This window comes from Ruegeria sp. AI2 (assembly GCF_056541275.1).
On the sequence record NZ_JBQFYB010000004.1, the window covers coordinates 138,499 to 158,479 of the forward strand.

The 19,981-nt window shown below is 55.8% G+C and carries 20 protein-coding genes and 1 tRNA gene; 8 read left to right on the forward strand and 13 right to left on the reverse strand.

The genetic code is table 11. The features are described 5' to 3' along the window. Positions 1-199 precede the first annotated feature (199 nt). Entirely contained in the window at positions 200-1,426 is a 1,227-nt protein-coding gene (locus ACR0LL_RS11095; protein WP_480586630.1) for an NAD(P)/FAD-dependent oxidoreductase, read from the forward strand. 140 nt (positions 1,427-1,566) lie between these two features. Here the strand turns inward: ACR0LL_RS11095 and ACR0LL_RS11100 are convergent, their stop codons facing one another. The 3 genes from ACR0LL_RS11100 to ACR0LL_RS11110 all read right to left on the reverse strand — a co-directional run bounded on the left by ACR0LL_RS11100 (position 1,567) and on the right by ACR0LL_RS11110 (position 3,954). Beyond that, positions 1,567-2,319: an SDR family NAD(P)-dependent oxidoreductase gene (locus tag ACR0LL_RS11100; protein WP_480586633.1), complete on the reverse strand. Its 753-nt coding sequence runs from the start codon at positions 2,317-2,319 to the stop codon at positions 1,567-1,569. Positions 2,320-2,917: 598 nt separating this feature from the next. After that, positions 2,918-3,643: a haloacid dehalogenase type II gene (locus tag ACR0LL_RS11105; RefSeq protein WP_480586636.1), complete on the reverse strand. Its 726-nt coding sequence runs from the start codon at positions 3,641-3,643 to the stop codon at positions 2,918-2,920. 44 nt (positions 3,644-3,687) lie between these two features. Beyond that, on the reverse strand, positions 3,688-3,954 hold the full coding sequence (locus tag ACR0LL_RS11110; RefSeq protein ID WP_480586639.1) for a hypothetical protein: 267 nt from the start codon (positions 3,952-3,954) through the stop codon (positions 3,688-3,690). 109 nt (positions 3,955-4,063) lie between these two features. On the opposite strand from ACR0LL_RS11110, the gene ACR0LL_RS11115 reads away from it, so the two are divergent. Next, entirely contained in the window at positions 4,064-4,942 is an 879-nt protein-coding gene (locus ACR0LL_RS11115) for a LysR family transcriptional regulator (protein ID WP_480586642.1), read from the forward strand. A gap of 308 nt (positions 4,943-5,250) precedes the next feature. After that, positions 5,251-7,173 (forward strand): DUF3604 domain-containing protein, encoded by a 1,923-nt coding sequence (locus tag ACR0LL_RS11120; protein WP_480586645.1) that lies wholly within the window; start codon positions 5,251-5,253, stop codon positions 7,171-7,173. Positions 7,174-7,925: 752 nt separating this feature from the next. Here ACR0LL_RS11120 and ACR0LL_RS11125 read toward each other — a convergent pair. From ACR0LL_RS11125 to ACR0LL_RS11165, 9 genes are all read right to left on the reverse strand, one after another. Next, complete coding sequence (locus tag ACR0LL_RS11125; RefSeq protein WP_480586647.1) at positions 7,926-8,561, reverse strand: hypothetical protein; 636 nt, start codon at positions 8,559-8,561, stop codon at positions 7,926-7,928. Positions 8,562-8,592: 31 nt separating this feature from the next. Next, positions 8,593-9,009 carry a MarR family transcriptional regulator gene (locus ACR0LL_RS11130; RefSeq protein ID WP_480586649.1) on the reverse strand — a complete coding sequence of 139 codons (417 nt, stop codon included), beginning with the start codon at positions 9,007-9,009 and terminating at the stop codon, positions 8,593-8,595. Between the two features lie 628 nt (positions 9,010-9,637). Beyond that, on the reverse strand, positions 9,638-9,847 hold the full coding sequence (locus tag ACR0LL_RS11135; protein WP_480586652.1) for a MerR family transcriptional regulator: 210 nt from the start codon (positions 9,845-9,847) through the stop codon (positions 9,638-9,640). A 98-nt stretch (positions 9,848-9,945) separates the two neighbouring features. Next, positions 9,946-10,275 carry a hypothetical protein gene (locus ACR0LL_RS11140; protein WP_425080315.1) on the reverse strand — a complete coding sequence of 110 codons (330 nt, stop codon included), beginning with the start codon at positions 10,273-10,275 and terminating at the stop codon, positions 9,946-9,948. Further along, positions 10,268-11,458, reverse strand: coding sequence for a tyrosine-type recombinase/integrase (locus ACR0LL_RS11145; protein WP_480586654.1), 1,191 nt, complete (start codon positions 11,456-11,458; stop codon positions 10,268-10,270). The genes ACR0LL_RS11140 and ACR0LL_RS11145 overlap by 8 nt, the downstream gene beginning before the upstream one ends. Positions 11,459-11,606: 148 nt before the next feature. Further along, positions 11,607-11,683, reverse strand: a tRNA-Arg gene (locus tag ACR0LL_RS11150). A 64-nt stretch (positions 11,684-11,747) separates the two neighbouring features. Next, on the reverse strand, positions 11,748-13,130 hold the full coding sequence (locus ACR0LL_RS11155) for an ATP-binding protein (protein ID WP_480508479.1): 1,383 nt from the start codon (positions 13,128-13,130) through the stop codon (positions 11,748-11,750). 18 nt (positions 13,131-13,148) lie between these two features. Continuing rightward, complete coding sequence (locus ACR0LL_RS11160) at positions 13,149-14,567, reverse strand: dihydrolipoyl dehydrogenase family protein (protein ID WP_480586657.1); 1,419 nt, start codon at positions 14,565-14,567, stop codon at positions 13,149-13,151. 3 nt (positions 14,568-14,570) lie between these two features. Then, positions 14,571-15,329, reverse strand: coding sequence for a TVP38/TMEM64 family protein (locus ACR0LL_RS11165; protein WP_480586660.1), 759 nt, complete (start codon positions 15,327-15,329; stop codon positions 14,571-14,573). A gap of 269 nt (positions 15,330-15,598) precedes the next feature. Between ACR0LL_RS11165 and rpmH the strand changes: the two genes are divergently transcribed. Genes rpmH through yidD form a run of 3 tightly spaced genes read left to right on the forward strand, consistent with a single transcriptional unit; the run spans position 15,599 to position 16,415 of the window. Continuing rightward, the gene (gene rpmH, locus ACR0LL_RS11170) at positions 15,599-15,733 is read left to right on the forward strand and encodes a 50S ribosomal protein L34 (RefSeq protein ID WP_005980833.1); all 135 of its coding nucleotides are present in this window, start codon (positions 15,599-15,601) and stop codon (positions 15,731-15,733) included. A gap of 26 nt (positions 15,734-15,759) precedes the next feature. Further along, on the forward strand, positions 15,760-16,185 hold the full coding sequence (gene rnpA / locus ACR0LL_RS11175; protein WP_267366122.1) for a ribonuclease P protein component: 426 nt from the start codon (positions 15,760-15,762) through the stop codon (positions 16,183-16,185). Next, a complete protein-coding gene (yidD, locus tag ACR0LL_RS11180) occupies positions 16,182-16,415 on the forward strand; it encodes a membrane protein insertion efficiency factor YidD (RefSeq protein WP_209505895.1) in 234 nt (77 codons plus the stop codon). Before rnpA ends, yidD begins: the two co-directional genes overlap by 4 nt. On the opposite strand, the gene ACR0LL_RS11185 is transcribed toward yidD, so the two are convergent. Continuing rightward, positions 16,412-17,347 (reverse strand): alpha/beta fold hydrolase, encoded by a 936-nt coding sequence (locus ACR0LL_RS11185; RefSeq protein WP_480586663.1) that lies wholly within the window; start codon positions 17,345-17,347, stop codon positions 16,412-16,414. The genes yidD and ACR0LL_RS11185 overlap by 4 nt on opposite strands. A gap of 114 nt (positions 17,348-17,461) precedes the next feature. Between ACR0LL_RS11185 and ttcA the strand changes: the two genes are divergently transcribed. Further along, the gene (gene ttcA / locus ACR0LL_RS11190) at positions 17,462-18,355 is read left to right on the forward strand and encodes a tRNA 2-thiocytidine(32) synthetase TtcA (protein WP_480586666.1); all 894 of its coding nucleotides are present in this window, start codon (positions 17,462-17,464) and stop codon (positions 18,353-18,355) included. 65 nt (positions 18,356-18,420) lie between these two features. Further along, complete coding sequence (locus tag ACR0LL_RS11195; protein WP_480586668.1) at positions 18,421-19,956, forward strand: putative bifunctional diguanylate cyclase/phosphodiesterase; 1,536 nt, start codon at positions 18,421-18,423, stop codon at positions 19,954-19,956. Positions 19,957-19,981 lie beyond the last annotated feature (25 nt).

A 19,981-nucleotide genomic window follows, 5' to 3' on the forward strand; every position in this document is an offset into this window, starting at 1 on the left:
TTTCTGCGAATAGCAGACGCTGGTTAAAAATTCGGCTATGTCCGACTTGCGGACAAAGCTGCGGTTCACCAACAAGACCGCAGAGTCCGCTTTCTGCCATGAGCGGGCCGTCGACGGTTTCTCTTGATGACGGACTACCTTCCTGCGCGTAGTGTCGTGAAGATGGAATCGTCGACTATTTCTCCCGCGTGGGGTCTTCATGGAAACATTTGATCACGCAATTATCGGAGGCGGTGTCGTCGGCGCCTCAATCGCCTATCACCTTACCTGCAAGGGCGCTGGGAAAATCCTGCTGTTGGAGCGCAACGACCTGGCTAGTGCGGCGTCGAGTCGGGCCGCCGGATTGGTTCTGCAAACGTCTACCAAGTTTTCAAAAACGCCTCTGGCGAAGCTAACCGTCGAAACCATTCCTGCACTCGAAGAAGAGCTGGGGGAGAGGGTGGGGTATCACAAGGTGGGCAGCCTTCGTATTGCTGCATCAGAAAATCGCGTGGCAGAACTTGACGCCATGGCGCGCGATGCATCGCGACGGGATATTCCGGTTGAGTGGCCGAGTTCAACAGAAGTTAGCGCAATGGTTCCATGGTTGAATACCAGAACTATTCTCAAAACGGCGTTCCTGCCCACCGACGGGTATATTGATCCATATCTTCTGACCATGTTCTATATCCGCGCTGCGCGGGAGCGTGGTGCTGTGGTGCGCCCACGCACGAATGTGCGGGATATCTTGTTGCGCAAGGGCAAGGTAGTGGGTGCCATGACCGATGCCGGACAGATTGCCTGTGGCACCGTCGTCGATGCCTGTGGTGCCTGGGCAGCGGTGTTCTCGCAACACATCGGTTTTCCGTTACCCATGGCGCCGGTGCGAAGCCACTATTGGATTACAGAACCTTCTGAAACATATGGAGGAGAGCATCCGGTAACGATCCTTCCCGATATTGCCGCTTATACGCGTCCCGAAGTTGGCGGTTTGATCCTAGGCGTACAGGAATCATCTTCCGCCACTTTCGACGCCCGTGAGTTACCAGATGACCCCGCCGCCTTTTCGCCGACAACAGGAGAGGAACACTGGGATATACTTGCGGATGCTTACGAAGGCCTGGAACACTTCTTCCCGGCAATTGAGAACGCCCAATTCTCCAGTTACATGTGCGGGTTGTCATCCTACACTCCGGATGGGGAAATCATTCTGGGGTCTGTTCCCGGCGTGTCTGGCTTTTATGCCGCGGCTGGGGCTTGCGGTTCAGGTATTACCCTATCAGCCGGGATGGGTGATGCAGTCAGCGATCTGATGTTGGGACAGCAACCTGCTTTTGATATTGATCCATTCCGACCAGACCGATTTGGACAGGTCGATCCCTTTTGCGAGCCATTTCAAGCACGGTGCGCCGCCGCCAGGGCTTCGAAGTCTCGAACCGTCGGCTAAGGCAGGTGAAATGCGAGCTCGGAGGTTGTGCTCTTATCCCTCTTTCGCCGCGCGATGCGTGAACGATTGGTTCGGGAAACCTTTCCTTAGCGTAGGACGCTGCCCTGGGCGGCATCAAACCCCTAATCTCCGAAACCATGTCACTTTAAGAGCAAACCTCCATCGACGATAAGGTCAATGCCTGTGATGTAGGACGCGCCCTCTGACAGCAAAAAGACGGCTGCTGACGCGAGTTCCTTTGGGGTGCCGATGCGGCCTAGCGGCACGCATCGCCCCACATCATCAATTTTTTCAGTTGTATCCCATCGATCTTGCAACGGCGTCAACGTCAGGCCGGGATAAATCGCATTCGAGCGAATGTTGTCTGCGGCGAGTTGCATCGCAAGTGATCTTGACAATGCACCGACTCCCGCCTTCGCGGTCGAATACGCATCTTGGGGCTTAGGGTCGCCGCGCAGACATTGTGTGGTCGAAAAATGAACCATCGCCCCCCCTCCAGTTTTGCGCATATGCGGAACTGTCGAGCGCGCCATGTGCACCATGGATTTAAGATTGATGTCGAACACCCGATTCCAGACATCCATATCCATGTCGAGCAGCGAAGCATCGCGGTCAAACCAAAGAACACCGGCCACATTTGCAAGATAATCGATACGCCCGAACCGTTTGACACTCTTTGCAATCGTGGCGTTAACGAAAACGTGGTCGGTTACGTCGCCCTGAACGTAAAGGCGCTGATCGGCAGTGCCGCCCAGGTCGTCAGGTTCGGGTTTCAGGTCGATCATGACGGCAGATCCGCCAGCATTAAGGATCATGTTGGCGATCTGTTGACCCATGCCGCCTCCAGCACCAGTAACAACCGCCACACGGCCTGAAAAATCAAATGTGATCATGTGTTTCCGAGACCCTTGAAACCAAACTTCCGTAAAGCCAGTCTGCCGTCACCCCATAAAGTTCGCCTCTACCAATTAGAAATCACAGATCGCAAGTGCAAGTAATTTTGACGCATTTTTTTGCGCGCTGAAGAGACACGAAGTTCTGCTTTGATGGTGAACGTATAGCGCCCACAGCGGCCAATTTGCCGCAGCGCGGCATTCGTCACACTGGGCTCGACACGGTCATCCGACTGTTTTTCTCAGAAGACGACTACGCGCCGCTAAACGGCCGTTCGGTTACGAAAAACCGAACTTTCTGCTCTTAATGACCGCTTTCTGCGAATAGCAGACGCTGGTTAAAAATTCGGCTATGTCCGACTTGCGGACGGAGCCGCCGCTCGGGATTCTTGTCCGAATGGCTGGTAACTGCGGTTAGCGACTGTGGTGACTATCGCCCCTGGTGACCCCCCGTTATTTGCCGCAAACGCCACGTGATCTCAGGCCTGTCAAAAAAGCGGCCGTTCGAACCCTGAATGCCCGACAGAAACCATCAGATGACGGGAACGAGCCCAACCTTCCGATTTTCCGCACGTGCAGCGAATGACTGCTTCTTCAGTTACGCGCCTGACAATTCTGTCTTATGCGCTTCAGCCAGTTCCACCATACTGTTGAAACAGAAATCATACCTGGGCATCTCTCCGGGGTTCATTGTTGCCCCGAACCCTTCTTTTTCGTGACGGCGATAGATCCAGCAATTGGCCAGCCCGTATTTATTGGCAGGGCCGTGATCGTGGAACATGCTTTCTGCTGTATGAAGAATGTCCTCCTTGGCGAAACCCTGCCTTACAAGCGTTTCCAACATGTAGTCAAAGTTTCGATCAGATGGCTTGTAACTGCCAATATCTTCAGCGGTGTAAACACCATCAAAATGGACGCCGAGTCGGGCGTTAGAGCCTGAAAAACTCGTATTGTCAGTGTTGGTCAGGACGACCAGTTTATAGTGTTGTTTGAGATAAGCGAGTGCGTCACGGCTATCATTAAACGCAGGCCATTGGCGCACGGACAGGCCGTATGCCTGGCATTCTTCCCAAGTCACTTCGACACCCCATTCTTCAGCCAGACGACGATAAACGACAGCCAGAAGATCAAAGTACTTCTTGTTGGGTGTCCAGCGCTGCGTCGTGGATTCATGATAAGCGTGTGCTTCAAGAATATCATCGCGCGTCAGGTTTTGACTGACCTTGTCCGTCAATGGTTTGAGAGCCGTGATCATACCGCTTTCCCAGTCGATCAGCGTGCCATAAACGTCGAATGCTAGAACCTTGAAGTCCGTCAGTTTCATAGTGTCTCTCCTTTTTTGGTCTGAGTGATTTCGCTGAATTTTGTTCAGGCCCAACGGATCAAACCAATGATTGCCGACGTTGCGTAGAACACCTGGAGCAATAGGAACGTCCAACGCCGGTCTAAAATTGCCCATCCTGCGAACAGTGCCGACGACACCAAGAGCAAGGAGAACCCAAGCATCTCTGCACCAATGTTCATTGCAATCGACATCGCATAGACCATGGCCAGAATGGAGCCGATGACTTCGAACCGAGCCGTGAGCTTGCGATGGTCAAGCGTTATCGGGTCTTGAGGGCTAATGTCGGCCATGGGGCTTCCTCGCATATTGGGCTTTGCAGATTGGATAACCGAAGCTAAGATATGACACAAATGAATGATCGTCATTTATCAATGCCTATTTGTCATGTAAGGAGACGCCTTGGCTGAACGGCTGGAAATCGATGCTATGCGTGCATTATGTGCCATTGGCAGCAATGGCGGTGTTACCAATGCGGCGAGACAATTGGGTGTGTCGCAATCAGCCGTGAGCCACAAAATCAAACGGTTAGAGCGTGCATTGGATTGCAATCTCTTGGCACGGCAATCCGGCGGGCCACTTTTCACGGATGCCGGAAAACGCCTTCATGAATATGCCTTGCGTATCATCAATCTGCATGACGAAGCGCTTTCAGATTTGGGCAAAAAAACCCTGAATGGAGCCATTCGTCTGGGCATGACCGAAGATGCTACGACCAGCGACATTGCTGGAATTCTTGGTCGGTTTACGCGGTTGTACCCTTCTGTAAGTGTGCGAACGCGGACCAGCCAAAGCCTGAATGTTCAAGCTTGGCTGCAAGCAAATGAGCTTGATCTTGCGATGATGCAGGTGTTCACAACAGACATAGAGCCCCAAGATCAGGCTCTCTTTGATGACACCCTTCATTGGGTCAAATCCAAAGACTATGAACTAGACCTCTCTCGACCAATTCCGTTTCTTTCATTCGATATCAATTGCTTTTACCGAATGTGGGGTTTCTCGGAGGTGCTGCAAGAAGGACGGACCTTCGAGAAAGTCCTCGAGTGCCCCAGCGCTGCAGGCATTCAATCGGGTGTTCGTTCAGGGCTTGGCATTGCATTGTTGAACGGAATGCATGTGACGGAAGACATGGATGTGATCGAAAACCTATTCCCATCTCCGCCAAGCATTACATTTGTTGCACGGGTCAATCCCAAAAGTAGGTCTGCTCCAGTCAAGGCACTGGTCTCAGAAATCGCACGCGAGTTTCGTGTACATGCTTCATCTAGTGCCGCTGAATAGACCACATTGCGGACATTCACTGCAGACAACCTTACGGCTGGTTTGTCCCGCACCCCGGTCATTGCGGGATGTCGGTGTCGCCATATCCTTAGTGTTTGAATCGGATGACGGGATTGAGCCCAAAGCCGAAGTCATGATCTTACTGTGTCTGTTTGCGCTAGATTAGGACCCGACATTTGCATTTTCGGCGCGAGTGTCCGCTTTTGATGCCAGATCCGAGTCAAAGGAATACAAAAAAATCACACTTCACTTAGCCTTGTGCGGGCATCCTGTGGTAAGCTTGATGCGGACCGAATGTGGGGGACACTATGAGATTACTTCTTTCGATAACGACAGCACTTTCCGTCTGCGGTACAGCAGCTCTGCCGTTCGAACCAACACCTGAGGGATCGAGCCTTAGCAAGGCTTTCCCCGGCAAGTCGTATTCTCCTTACGCCCAACGAGGCATACCCGACCGCCCGTTGTGGGGAGATACCCACCTGCACACTTCTACTTCTTTTGATGCGGGTGCCTTTGGCAACAGATTGGACGCCCGAGCCGCTTATCGCTTCGCCAAAGGACAGGAAGTGGAAGCCACGACAGGCTTCATGGCAAGGTTGTCGCGGCCGCTTGACTGGCTGGTGGTCGCCGACCATTCCGACAACATGGGTCTCTTCGATATGATCTACGCGCAGGACCCGGCCATCATGTCGGATCCCGAGGGCAACCGTATTGCTACCATGGTGGCGAATGGCGGGAATGAAGCAGTGGCTGCGGCGCTGGAACTGATCGACGCCTATTCGCGTGGTGAGGCCATTTCCCCGGTTCTTGCAGTCGAAGCGGGTTCAAAGCCTTTCCGCTCAGTCTGGCAGCGCCAGATCGAGGCTGCCGAAGAGGCTTATGAACCTGGCCTGTTTACCAGCTTCATAGGCTATGAATGGACCTCGCTCATTCAGGGCGGGAATATGCATCGCGTGGTGATCTACCGCGACGGAGGCGAAAAGGCCGGCATGGTCGACCCATTTACAACTGAAGCGCCAATGGGCTCTATCAACCCCCGAGACCTCTGGTCTTGGATGGCCAATTACGAAGAGCGCACGCGCGGCGACGTGCTGGCGCTGGCGCACAACGGGAATCTATCGAACGGCATCATGTTCCCCGAAACCGTTCAGTATGACGGCACCGAACTCGACGAGGAATATGTTGCGACCCGCGCGCTCTGGGAACCAATGTACGAGGCGACGCAGATCAAGGGGGACGGGGAAACACATCCCTTCCTCAGCCCCAACGACGAATTCGCAGACTACGAGACCTGGGACAAGGGCAACTTGAACCTGTCGGAACTGAAAACTGACGACATGCTGGCGGGCGAGTACGCGCGCGAGGCGCTGAAGACCGGCCTGAAGCTCGAAGCCCGGCTCGGCACCAACCCCTACAAGTTCGGCATGGTCGGATCGACCGACAGCCATACATCGCTCGCCACCGCACAGGAAGACAACTTCTTCGGCAAACACTCCGGTGCCGAACCGAACCCGCAACGGCCTGAGCACATCGTTGGCCAGTTCGGTGATGTGGCGATCCTTGGCTGGGAGATGGTCGCTTCGGGTCTAGCAGCGGTCTGGGCGACCGATAACACGCGAGAAGCGATTTTCGACGCGATGGAACGAAAGGAGGTCTACGCCACCACAGGTTCACGTATTGGCGTGCGTTTCTTCGGTGGATGGAACTATACGACGGATGATCTGACCTCGCGGACCCCCGCGACGGCGGGCTACGCAAAGGGTACGCCAATGGGAGGTGATCTGTCCGCGGCACCGGAAGGCGCGCAAGCGCCTACTTTCATGGTCTATGCCTTGAAGGACCCCATTGGTGGTAACCTCGATCGCATTCAGATCGTCAAGGGCTGGCTCGATGCCGATGGCGAGACACAGGAGAAAGTTTATGACGTTGTCTGGGCGGGGGACCGCGAGCCCGATGCGAACGGCAAGTTGCCCGCCATCGGATCGACCGTCGACGTGGAGCGCGCCACGTGGACGAACTCGATTGGTCAGGCAGAGATGGGTACGGTCTGGACTGACCCCGACTTCGATCCCTCGCAATCGGCTTTCTACTACGCCCGGGTCATTGAAATCCCGACACCACGATGGACGGTCTACGATGCCTTCCGAATGGGCGCGTCGCTGCCCGAAGAAGCGCCGACAGAGACGCAGGAGCGAGCTTATACGTCGCCAATCTGGTATACGCCCGGCTGATGACACTTGTTTTGCTCAGTTGGTTTCCTTGGGCCGTTTTTCTGTTACTTGAAGCGTCATCAGAGGGCTTGTAACGAGAGGTAACTTGTAACGACAGGTAAGTTGCAGTTTCCGCAGGTGGGTCGGTCCTCTCAGAGGAGTCGGGCACTCTAATTCAAGAGCGGTCATTCGCTTTCTTTCGTTGAAAGACCGCTCATGCGCGGGTTGCGTCGATTGTCGTTCGGCCGGTTTGTCCCGCGACCCGGTCATTGCCGATCCCGAAAACACTGCAGGTCGTACGAATGGCGGGAATGCGAAAGCTGTAACGCCAAAGCAGGTACTTCGATCACCGGCATCCAAGAGCAATGACCAATTCGGGCAATGTCCGCTAACCGCGCATCGCGACAGTTTTTGCGCAGATCACCAACCGGGAGTTTGGGCTCGAAGCGGCCATCGAAACAGCTCTGTCGAATGACTGCTTTAACCTTGCTTGCGAGGCAGTGCCTGGTCAGCCGATCAATTTCTGCAGTTCCCTGTCAGCGCGGATAAGTTCATTGATCGTCTTGCGCATTTCCTCGGTTTCTCTCGATCGTTCTCCGTGCTTCCATGACGGATGGCTTGGCCCAGCGGCTTGCCCACCTCCAGCCCCATGCATGCGACAAACACTCCAGCCTTGAACGGCGGGTGCGCGGCACCGCTTGCCAGTGGACTTCGCCGTTGCTGTGCACCTGGGCGCATCATTGAGCCGTTTGGTGGGGTCCATGAGGTTGTCGTTACTTTTTGTCATCCGACTGCCCCCCGTTGTGCACGTTTCCAACAATTGCCTGACCACCTTCTTTGACTTCAACGCGTTCGACCCGGACGGTTTGATCTGCCTTGGAGCGATACCGTTTCAGGGTTTCAACCTGGTTAGTGAAGGTCCGCGCAAGTTTGTTGAGCGCCCGTTCCGCCGAGTCTTGCTGCGTGAGAGTTTTTACGTGGTTCAGGCGGCGTGCCATCATCATCGTCGCCTGATGGATCGCGCCAATCTGGATCGCAAGCATCGCTTCGATCTCGTCTCGCGGCCCAACCCCGGCAACAACAGACATCACGAAGTTTGATGCTGCCTCAGAAACAGAGCTGTCCTGTTGCCCGAGAGTCGCGACTTGATCCATCACGCCTTCGAAGAACCGATAATCGACTGTGCCTAGCTCATGCATCGCCAATGCGCAGGCCGCCGTTGGGTCTTTTCCTGTGTGCCCCACCGTGAGCCTTCGTGTGTCTTCATCAAAATCCAACGTGATATCCGGGGCCCGGACGCGTGATCGCTTCCGTTCCCTCAGATCGGCAACCGCATTGGTCTCCGCTTCGGTAAGCTCGGGGTCCTTTGTCTGCAGATCATTGCCATTGTCTTTCTGTGCCTTGCTCATGTCCGCCTCGCGTAACAGGGAGTGGTTAGTATTAGTGTTCCGATTCAGAACCGAAGGACCGACGAAAAACCGGCCTGACGGGTTCTGATTTGGAACCATGCGGGGTCTTTGGGTTCTCAAACGGAACCACAGAGGATGCTGACGGGTCCGTACCAGAACCGCGTTTTGTTTTTTCGGGCTGCCAGAAACGCCAGTTGTTAGTGGCGGCTTTTTTGCCGGACCGGGTTTGTGTGGTCTTAGTCGTTAACCGCCATTCGTGGGCGCGACGGTGATACCAGTTGCCTTCCTGCTCCAGCACAAGGAAGCCTTTGTCCTGCAGATCCTCGAAAGCGCGTTGAACGGTGGCCTTACCTAGGCCTAGAATCTCTGCCGCTTCGTTCATCGACAGGAACAGCTTGCCGTTGTTGCTGCCGTTGAAGCGGGTGTGAAGCTCCAGCCAGAGCTTCACTGCAGGTCCCGACAAAGCCCGCCACGCCGGAGATTTGATCATGGCATAGGGCAGAGGAACATATTGGCCCTCATCCGACCGTTTGCCTTTGGTAGACCGGCGCCTACTCATCGCGACACCTCCGCTGGAAATGCTCGGGAAGGGCATCCAATTCCGAAATGTCGCAGCCGATATACGCCCGGACGAGCCGGGTTAGACCGGATTTGGACACACAGTACCCGAGCGTGTCCCATGCCGCTCCCCCGGCCTGAAATTGGGGCCTCTGACGCTGAAACAGCCATTGGATGCCATCCCGGCATACGGCAACCCGGTAACTGCCGAGGCGAAAGAGTTCGCCCCGGTAGTTCTCGGCGGTTTCCCGGTGATCAGTTTGGCAAAGAGGGCCAGTGTCTGCCCCCCTGTTGTGACTGGTACTGTTCGACTTGGAGAAGGACATATCAGCCATGCTCGATCCTTCCTTTCCGAATGATCACTCGTTCGACCGAGTGGCTCTGGGGCGACCAGTAGTACCGGCGCTCGTTTTGTCTTGTCGGAGCGGGGCATCCTGTGGCATCAACTGAACTTGCTAGGGTGGCAGTTGATGTCACTGGAAAAGCCCCATCTCCGCGCTTGGAGTTGGGGTTTTTCATTATGCAGCCTCGTTGTTGGGATCGGTGCGCCGGGCCGTCAGCCAGGCGTTCAGATCAGCGCCGTGATAGGCGATGCGCCGACCGATGCGGATGAAGGCCGGACCACACATGCGGTGGCGCCATTGAGCCAGCTTTTCGCGGTTTCCCAGCAACTGCATTTCAGGGTCTTCTGGGAAATAGACCCGGTCGTCATTGAAGACGTTTGCCATCGTTGAAATCCTCTTGGATCAGTTGCGATGGCACCCAATATTCACAAAAATTAGAAGTTGAGAACAGTAGTCTTCCCATTCTTCCAAAACGGAAAAAATTACTCTTTGCCCTTGACACTGCGGAAGCAGACGTCGCCGGTGAACTCTCCAATTTTCCAAAGCTCCGCAATGTACTTTCTCAAAGTATCCTCGGAAATGTTGAACAAAGGTTCTAAAGCAAATCTGGAATCCAAAAGTTCGTCCTCTAACCTGGATCTTTCCGTGGCCTTTTTTCGCCACCATTCATGGGTTTCAGATTGAACTTTTTGAACGTAGCGATGCACTAGTTGCGCAGTCTTTGTGTCATTTCGAACCAGTTCGGGTTGCAATGGGTAAACCTTCTCGGCCAACACGAACCTTAAAGCCAATATTGTCTCCACTTTAGCCATCGGCGCCATCACGCTTGTACAATAAGTAGCTTGACCAACTGTGCATAAGTTCGCGCCGGCGCTCTAACAAATCCGACCGTGCATAGGCCCGCTCCACATCCGACCCGATCTGATGAGCCAAAGCCGCCTCTGCCAGTTCGCGCGGCGCGTTTGCAGCCTCCGCGGCCCAATCCCGAAACGAACTGCGGAAGCCATGCACAGTAACGCCGTCCTGCCGCATCCGACGCAGTAGCATCAGCATGGACATGTTCGACAAGGGCAGATGCCGCTTTTGCCCCTCGAACACAGAGTCAGAGGCCAACGCGCGCAGCGGCTCCAGAATTAACAGCATTTCATCGGTGAGAGGGACACGATGGACCTGCCCACCCTTCATGCGCTCCGCCGGAATGGTCCACAGACGTGCATCGACATTGACCTCGGGCCATTTCATCTCCAGCACCTCAGAGGTTCGGCAGGCGGTCAGAATGGTGAACTGCAGGGCTTTAGCGGCCATGGCTGAACGGGTCTGCAACTCGGCATAAAACGCGGGCACCTCCTGCCACGGCATCGCGTCATGGTGCTGGACCTTGGCCTTGACGGTGGGCAGCACCTTGCCTTCGCGGATCGCGGTCACCGGGTTCTCGCTCGAGCGGAAACCCTTGGACTTTGCCACATCGAGCACCGTCTTGATCCGCTGCGACAGTCGCTTTGCGGTTTCGTGTTTCTCGGTCCAGATGGGGGACAGGCACATCAGAACTTCGGGCTGATCTATACTGTCCACGGGCATGCGTCCGATCTTAGGGAACGCGTAGTCGCGCAGGGTGTTGAGCCATTGCTGGCCGTGTTTGGCATTCTTCCATGTCGGCAAGCGATCGATGTGAACCTGACGACTGAGTTCTTCGAAGGTCGGGATTTCTCGCTGCGCGTTGAAGCGCGGGTTCAACCCGGCCTTCGCCATTCGCCTGTATTCCAGAGCCCTCTCGCGGGCCTGGTTCAGAGTGACGACATCAGCGCCGCCCAAACCGAAATCTGTGCGCAGCGGAGCGCCCTTGCGGTTCTTCTGCCCTTTGACCGTTACGCGCACGATCCAGCGCCGTGCGCCCGAGGGATCGACAACAAGGTACAGGCCAGAACCGTCGCCATGCCGACCCGGGCCGAGATTCTCAACCAGCTTCTTTGTCAGTTTCCCGCTGAGCGCAACCATGAAAATACCACAAAATATACCACTCAATGAAAGTATACCTGTGTCATCGGATAAAATCCAATGAAACCCAGCAGCGCGGCTACAGCCATAAAACTCTAGAGTTTGAGTAACCTAATGTGGTTCATCAAAATTTGGGAAAATCACCAAGTGGCGGACCGAGGAGGATTCGAACCCCCGACCCCTTGATTCGTAGTCAAGTACTCTATCCAGCTGAGCTATCGGTCCGCGTTGGTGAGGCGCTGTTTAGACCTGTGGTCAAAGACGTGCAAGCCGATTCTTCAAAAAAAAATCAAAAAGTCATGTCTCCACGCGGAAGCCTGATTTCAAAGATCGTTCCTTCGGGTCCGGTCTCTTTCAGTGTCAGGTTACCGCCATGCCCGCGCACCAGTTCCTGAGAGATTGCAAGGCCCAGGCCAGAGCCTCCTTTGCGGACCCCACCCTGAAACGGTGTGAACAGGTTTTCACGTGCTTTTGGCGGAAGACCCGGCCCGGTGTCGCGAATTTCAAGACACCAGGCATCCTGATATTCACACCCGACGATGGTGATGTGACCCGGCTTACCCGAGGCTTCCAACGCCTGTCTTGCGTTACGCACGAGGTTCATGATGACACGAAACAACTGCTCGGGGTCGGCGCGGGCGATCAGATCTTCCGGCACTTCGTTCACGATCTCGACGCAGCCCCCTGCGACTGCCAGCTGTTCGCTGGTGGCGACGTCAGCCGCAATTGTCCGTAGGGGCACCATCGTCAAGGTGGGCGCAGGCTCTTCTGCACGGCCGAATGCCAATGTGCTTTCACACAGCGATACAGCACGGGTGATCGAATTCACCAACTTCGGAGCCATTCGCCGGACCAGCGGGTCATCACTGGATTCGATCCTGTCCGTGAACAGCTGCGCCGATGTCAGAATGTTGCGCAGGTCATGGCTGACCTTTGCAACCGCCCCACCCAGTTGCGCCAACCGCTCGCGCTGTTTGAGAGCCTGCGTCAGTTCCGTTTGCAGCATCTTCAGCGCTTCTTCCGCCTCGCGCAATTCTGTCACTCTGGAATTCGGAGAGATGATGCCGCGCGCATCCTCGGGTGCGCTGGCATAGCGCTGCATATATCCAACCACGCTTTTGATGGGCCGAACAAGAACCACGCGCACCGCAAGGAACAGTAAGGACGCCGTGATGATCGAGATGACAAAGGACAGCCCCAGAATGCGCAGGCCGTAATCAACCATCGCCATACGCAGGGGAGCGCTGTCGATGGTGACCTCGATCAGCAGCCCCGCGCCCTTGACCGGCTCGCCAATGATACGAATGACTTCATTTTCAGGTATGAATATCCGGCTCACCGCATCCCGGATCAAAATCCATGGACCGGCATCCCGTAGATCAAATGTTTTGGTGATTGCCTCTGGAATCGGAGACGACAGCATGAGTTGGCGGACTTCATCCCGACGCAACACAACGTTGTAGACACCGGCATTCGCCAGCAATTCCGCCTCAAGATCTTCGGCCAGCATATCATCTGCCAACAAAGCCAGCGATGCGATCTGAGCGCGTTCTAGACGGTTCAGTAGGAAATCCTCGCGGAACCGGGCAATCGACGGGACAAAGATCAGGATTTCGGCCAACATAACGAAGACCGTCGTCAGGATCAGAAATCGGCCCGACAGCGAGTTCAATTTACGCTCCTTTACAGGTCAGGGAATCCAACGCTGAACAAACCTGACCACACGTTTAACTGTCTGATTCTCAAACAGCCTTGGAGAGAAATAAGCGCCAGCAACGCGTTTGTTAAGCTCTCCGATTGTCGGATAGGGTGAAACCGTAGCAGCTATCTGCCCCATCTTCAGATTATTGGCCAAAACCAGCGACCACATGTTTATCAACTCGCCCGCCTGATGGCCCACAATCGTGGCGCCTACGGGCCTGCCCTTCACCACCATGACCTTTATGAACCCTTTGGTTTTGCGCTCGGCCAAAGCGCGGTCATTGTGGTGATAATCAAAGCGCGCAACCTCCAGCCTGTCGCCATGCCGGTCGCGGGCCTGAGCTTCGGTCAGACCAACCTGCGCCAGTTCAGGATCGGTGAACGTTGCCCATGGGATATGCGCCGTTTTCGCCCTGGTGGGCAGGCTGAACAAGGCGGATCGAATGATGATACCCGCATGATACCCGGCAACGTGGGTGAATTGCAGCCCCCCCACGACATCGCCGATCGCATAGACCCGGCGGTTTGACGTCCGCAAGCTGTCATCCGTCTTGATTCCGGTTCTGGTGCGGTCAATTCCCGCCGCAGTCAGGTTCAGACGCTCGATATTGGCCTTGCGCCCTGTGGCGATCAAAAGGTGAGAGCCCCGGTGAATATCGCCGTTCTCGGTCACGACCTCCACAACGCCATCCTTTCCGCGAATCTGGGCCACCACGGCGTTTTCGTGGATCACGACACCTTCACTGCGCAAAGCCTCCAGCACAATGGACGCGGCCTCGGGGTCGTCTTTGCCCAACGCCTTCTGCCCTTCAACGACTGTTACTTTACTGCCCAAACGGACATGAGCCTGCGCCATTTCCATACCCACCGGACCACCGCCAATGATCAGCAAGTGTTCCGGACGCTCGCGCAGGTCGAAGATGGTTTCGTTTGTTTGATAAGGTACAGTGTCCAGACCAGGGATTGGCGGAACCATTGGCGACGACCCGGTCGCAATCACGATCCGGCGCGCGGTGATGACATGATCTCCGGCCTGCACTTTGGTCGGGGAGATAAAGCTGCCATATTCGCGGATCACCTGGACACCCAAACTTTCGAAGCGCTCCTGGCTGTCCATCGGTTCGATCTGGGCAATCACATCCCGCACATGATCCTTCGCCGCCGCATAGTCGATCTGAGGGTTTACATCGGCCACGCCAAACGCGGCGGAATGCGCCTGACCAAAGGCCGCTTTGCCGCTTGCGATCAGCGCTTTCGACGGGACGCAGCCGAAGTTCAGGCAGTCGCCGCCCATCTTGTGCCCTTCCAGAAGGATCACCTTCGCACCCATCTGGCTGGCACCGGCCGCAACCGATAACCCACCGGACCCGGCCCCAATGACCAGGATATCTGTCTTGAGGTGTTGCATGGGTCAGGCGTCCTTTCCGCCACGCAGGGACTTGATGACAATCGGCAAAGCAGCCAGCACACACAAGCCGACAATGGGGCCAATGACGAAGGGTTCCCACAACAAAGAAACGTCCGGTGTTTCGCCACGGTCGAACACACCGCCCAGCCCAACACCGATCCAGGTGTAAACGATACCCCCCGGAACAATGCCCAGCGCCGTCGTGATCAGAAAATTGCGAAATTTGACGCCCACTAGCGCAGGCACCAGATTGGCCACAAAGAACGGCACAACCGGGACAAGCCGCAGCAGGAACAGCACCGAGATTTCGTTCTCGCGCAACCTGTCTTTCAGCTTCCCAATCGTCCCCTTTGAGGCATCCAGCCGGGCCGTCAAAGCATTGCCCAACCCCCAGCGGGCGGCCAAAAAGATGGCCGATGCGCCAATAGTGGCCGAAAATACATTGAACACCGTTCCGGCAAACAGTCCAAACAGGAACCCGCCGGTCATCGAGGCGACAGCAGCCCCGGGCAGCGAAAACGCGACGATTACGATATAGACGGCAACGAACCCGGCCACCATGGCCCAATAGTTTGCGTCCCGCCACGCCAGCAACGCTTCGCGGTTGTCGCGCAGGGTTTCGAAAGTCAGGTAATCACCCAGCGTGAAAAACCCCACCGCGGCGACACCGAGAATCACCAGCAAGGGGATATGGCGCGCCAACCCGTTTCGTGGAACGTGGCTTGTTTCGGACATCTGGTCTTCCGGTTCTTCTTGCTTCATCTTACGCCCAACATGCGCTGCTTGCGCTTTTGGCAACAGGGGGTTCACGGTGCCTTGATCTATGTGGCCGCGAACGTGACAGTTTCAGACGATAATCGACCGATTTGAAATCTTTTCTGCATCCGGTTTACAGAATTGTTGCAAAAGCCGCGAAAACCGGACCGTTGGGGTTTGACTTACACTTCGCTTGGCAGTAGAGGACGGGCTTCGAACACTAGGGCCAGGCGAATCCGCGCCGCACCCGACCGCTATAGATTGGAGACGGAGCGATGAAACGCACCTATCAGCCTTCGAACCTGGTTCGCAAACGCCGCCACGGTTTCCGCGCGCGCATGGCCACCAAAGCCGGCCGCAAGATCCTGAACGCACGCCGCGCCCGCGGCCGCAAATCGCTGAGCGCGTAAAACCGCCCACCGATCAGGGTATGAACATGACGCCGCCGGAGGCCCCTGAGGATGGTAAGAACCACCCCGGGAATACGCCCCCGGCGGCTTCTGTTTGTCTACCCACATCCCTGACGATCCTGAAAAAAAGAGCCGATTTCCTGAAAGCCGCCCGCGCGCGCAGGCAGGGAACGTCTTCGATGATGGTGCAGGCCCGCAGACGCGCTCCGGATGAAGCGGTGGGGCTGCGCGTTGGCTTTACCTGCTCAAAGAAAGTCGGCAACGCCGTGGCCCGCAATCGTGCCAAGCGCCGCCTGAGAGAAGTCGCACGGGCCGTCTTGCCTGTGTCCGGTCTTGAAGGTTGGGACTATGTGCTGATCGGGCGGGCTGATGTAACCGCCGATCTTCCTTATGACGTCCTGTTGAGCGACTTGCGGTATGCGCTTCGCAAAGTGCATGCGGATCGCAAATGACCTTTCTGTCCCATATCGTCGCCCTGCCCGTTCGCGCGTACCGGCTGATTTTCAGCCCCTGGGTTGGTTTCAACTGCCGCTATCAGCCCACATGCTCGGCCTATGCACTGGAAGCATTGGAAAAACATGGCGCGATCCGGGGATCGTGGCTGGCTGCACACCGGATATGCCGATGCCACCCCTGGGGCGGTGACGGTTACGATCCGGTGCCCGACAATACCGACCCTTAAATCAACGCCAGGTTGCCGCGGTCGGTGAAACTGCGGGTCGGAATGACCTCTCGGTCCAGTTTCCCCATCAACGTATGGTGCAGGTCTTCGAAAAACCGGGGCGAATCAAAATACCAATTGTGTGTCACAGAAGGCCCATCCCCGTATTCATCGCGGGTATTCTTGAAATGGGACCCGCAATACAGATTAACCGCTTTCTCAGGCCGGTCGTTTGGCATTCCGACACGGCCCAGTCGGCGCGATACTCCGACACGCTTGACCTCTGAAATCGACAAAACCTCGTCAAAGGGGCTGTAATAGCATGTCAGCCTGGTACAACGTCGCATCAGAGAGGACGTCTTGGAACTGCCGTCGCGGAACGATTTCGCGGATACATCCGCCGCGACAAACGCGATCTGGCTGGTCATCCAGCTGTGTTGCGCGGTTTCATGGTCGTCATCGGCATAATCCATGGCTTCGCGCACCAAGAACGTGCCCATGGAATGCGCCAGAACATGGACGCTATACCGGCAATCCGCGGTCTGCATCCGGGACAGCCGCGTGATCCCGTGACTGAACAATTTTTCTGCCGCGCGCCGCGCGTCAGCCCGGTCAACGTTATAGCCCAGAACCGATCCATCGCTTGGCCAATCATAGCTGATGACCACACCGTTAAAGCCATGCGCCTCAAGACCGGTGCGTATTTTGCGGTGACGTTCCAGCATCTGATATTGCTCGGTATTGAACCCGTGCACGAAGACGACAATATGCCCATTCTCGGTAGCCGTCGCCCCGGCTTCGGCCTGAATCCGGCTTATCCATTGAGACTGCGGTATTTCATGCTGCCGTGCCGGTTGCCCGACATTTCCCGGAATAGCGAGATATCGCGCGGCACCCATCTTGTTTGAATAGTGATCGCCGCTGCGGGCGCGGACCGAAAAGAAATAGTCCATAATATACCTCCTGAAAAATACGCGCAGGATAACACGGGTGCAACTACGCTCCAAACGCGGTTGATCCTGCTTCTACGCCTTGCCCGGGCCTTCGGTCCGCTGTAACCACGGCGCATGTTTGATGATGCAGACGATATCCACCCGCTGTTTGCCGGCGCGCCCTCGACAACCGAGTTCAAGAAGCTGCGCAAACGCATTGTGCGCCAGACCCGTGAAGCGATCGAGCAATACGGGATGGTGGATCCGTCCGCCCACGACAAGGATGGCAAGCCGCCCCGCTGGCTGGTCTGTCTTTCCGGTGGCAAGGACAGCTATACATTGCTGGCCGTTCTCTACGAGCTCAAATGGCGGGGCCTGTTGCCTGTCGATCTGCTGGCCTGCAATCTGGATCAGGGCCAGCCGGGCTTTCCGGCCACGGTCCTGCCCGAGTTTCTGGGTCGAATGGACGTACCGCATCGGGTCGAATATCAGGACACATATTCCGTTGTGATGGACAAGGTTCCGCAGGGCCGGACCTATTGCGCCCTGTGTTCCCGTTTGCGCCGTGGCAACCTCTATCGCATCGCGCGCGAGGAGGGATGCTCGGCGGTCGTCCTGGGGCATCACCGCGACGATATCCTTGAGACGTTTTTCATGAACCTGTTCCACGGCGGCCGCCTGGCCACGATGCCGCCGAAACTGGTGAATGAAGAAGGCGATCTTTTTGTATTCCGCCCGCTCGCCCATGTCGCCGAAGCCGATTGCGAGAAATTTGCAAAGGCGATGCAATACCCGATCATTCCCTGTGACCTGTGCGGCAGTCAGGATGGGTTGCAGCGCCAGCAGGTCAAACAGATTCTGGATCAATGGGAAAAGAACAGCCCGGGTCGGCGACAGGTTATGTTCCGAGCGTTAACAAATGCGCGGCCATCGCACCTTCTGGATGGAAAGCTATTTGATTTCATTAACCTTTCGCTAAATTCCATCGAAAATTCCGGGAATTTGGATGAGATTCCGTTTCTGCGTTAACGACTGACTCAGACTGGTTTCATAGGCTTTGCCTTGTGCAGATCATGCCCAAGGCCAGAAAGCTGATGCGGAACCATCCCCTTACCGACCGTTTTGTCCATTCGTTGAAAACCGTTCTGGGCGGCCCAGCCGCGCTGGCCTTTGTTCCGGCGCTTTGTCTGAGTGCATTCTGGATTGGGGGAGAACAGGCCCTGTTTGCACTGGCCCTGATTTTGCCTCTGATCGTCGCAGGCATCAATGCGTTCGCAGCCAATCCGTCGCGTAAGGGGCTTTGGCGTCCAGGCGGTCTGCTGTCAAAGGACCAGTTTGAAATAGTTTTGGAGAAGGTATTTGCCGACGCCCGCCTGAAGGGGGAAAACTCGGCCTGTTTCGCGGTGGTTCTGGATGACTTTACGCAATTGTTTGATCTGCACGGACAGGCGGCGGCAAACCACGTTGCACAGCAATTCTGCTCGCGCGTTTTGTCCATGATCCGCTCAAATGATTGCGCAACCCGGATGGGTGGAAACAGGATGATGGTTGTTCTGCACCCGGCGCGGCAACTGGATTTGGAAGCTTGTATTCAGATGTCGGGTCGTATGCAAAACGCCGTAGAAGATCCCATCATGCTGAATGGCACCGGCGTGTATATGTCTTGTTCCATTGGCTTTTGCCTGAGCAGCAATATCACTGACGGCTCTGCAATCGATTGGCAGGAGGCCGCAAATAACGCCCTTTTGGAGGCACAACAAAACGGGCCATCCACGATTCGCGCTTTTTCCTCTCAGACGCGCAGACGGGCACAGGTCAGGATCAACTTGCGCAAAGAATTCGAAGCGGCGCTGGACAGCGGTGAGATCCGTCCATGGTTTCAACCCCAGATCTCAACCGATACCGGGCGTATCAGCGGGTTTGAGGCTCTGGCCCGCTGGGAACATCCGAAAAAAGGGGTTCTTGCCCCCAATGTGTTCCTGCCCTTTGCCGAACAGGCCGAACTGATGGACCGGTTGGGTCAGGCCATGCGGCATCATTCCTTTTCCGCAATGCGCGACTGGGATCGGTCCATGCTGTCGGTGCCGCGCATCGGAATCAACTTTTCATCTGACGAACTGCGCAATCCGGGCCTGATCGACCGTCTGAAATGGGAACTGGATCAATTCGATCTGACCCCTGACAGGTTGGCGGTCGAGGTGTTGGAAACCGTGTTCTCCAGACGGCCCGACGATGTCATCACCCGCAACGTCACCGGGCTTGCCGCAATGGGGTGCTGTATTGATCTGGACGATTTCGGGACAGGACATGCCTCGATCGGTTCCATCAAACGGTTCAACGTATCGCGCATCAAGATCGACAGGTCATTTGTTGCCAAAGCGGATCTGGACCCAAGCCAGCAACAGCTTGCCAGCGCCATTCTGATGATGGCAGAACGTTTGCATCTGGAAACTCTGGCCGAAGGTGTCGAAACGCCGGGTGAGCACGCTCTAATGGCCCAACTGGGTTGCGATCATGTTCAGGGGTTTGGCATCGGTAAGCCCATGCCATTCGAAAAAACCAAGGATTGGATCACGTCTTACCGCAACAAGGTCGACGGTGTTCCCAAAATCGGGCGGAAAACGCGGTAGGGAACCGGAAATCGCGACAAAGAAG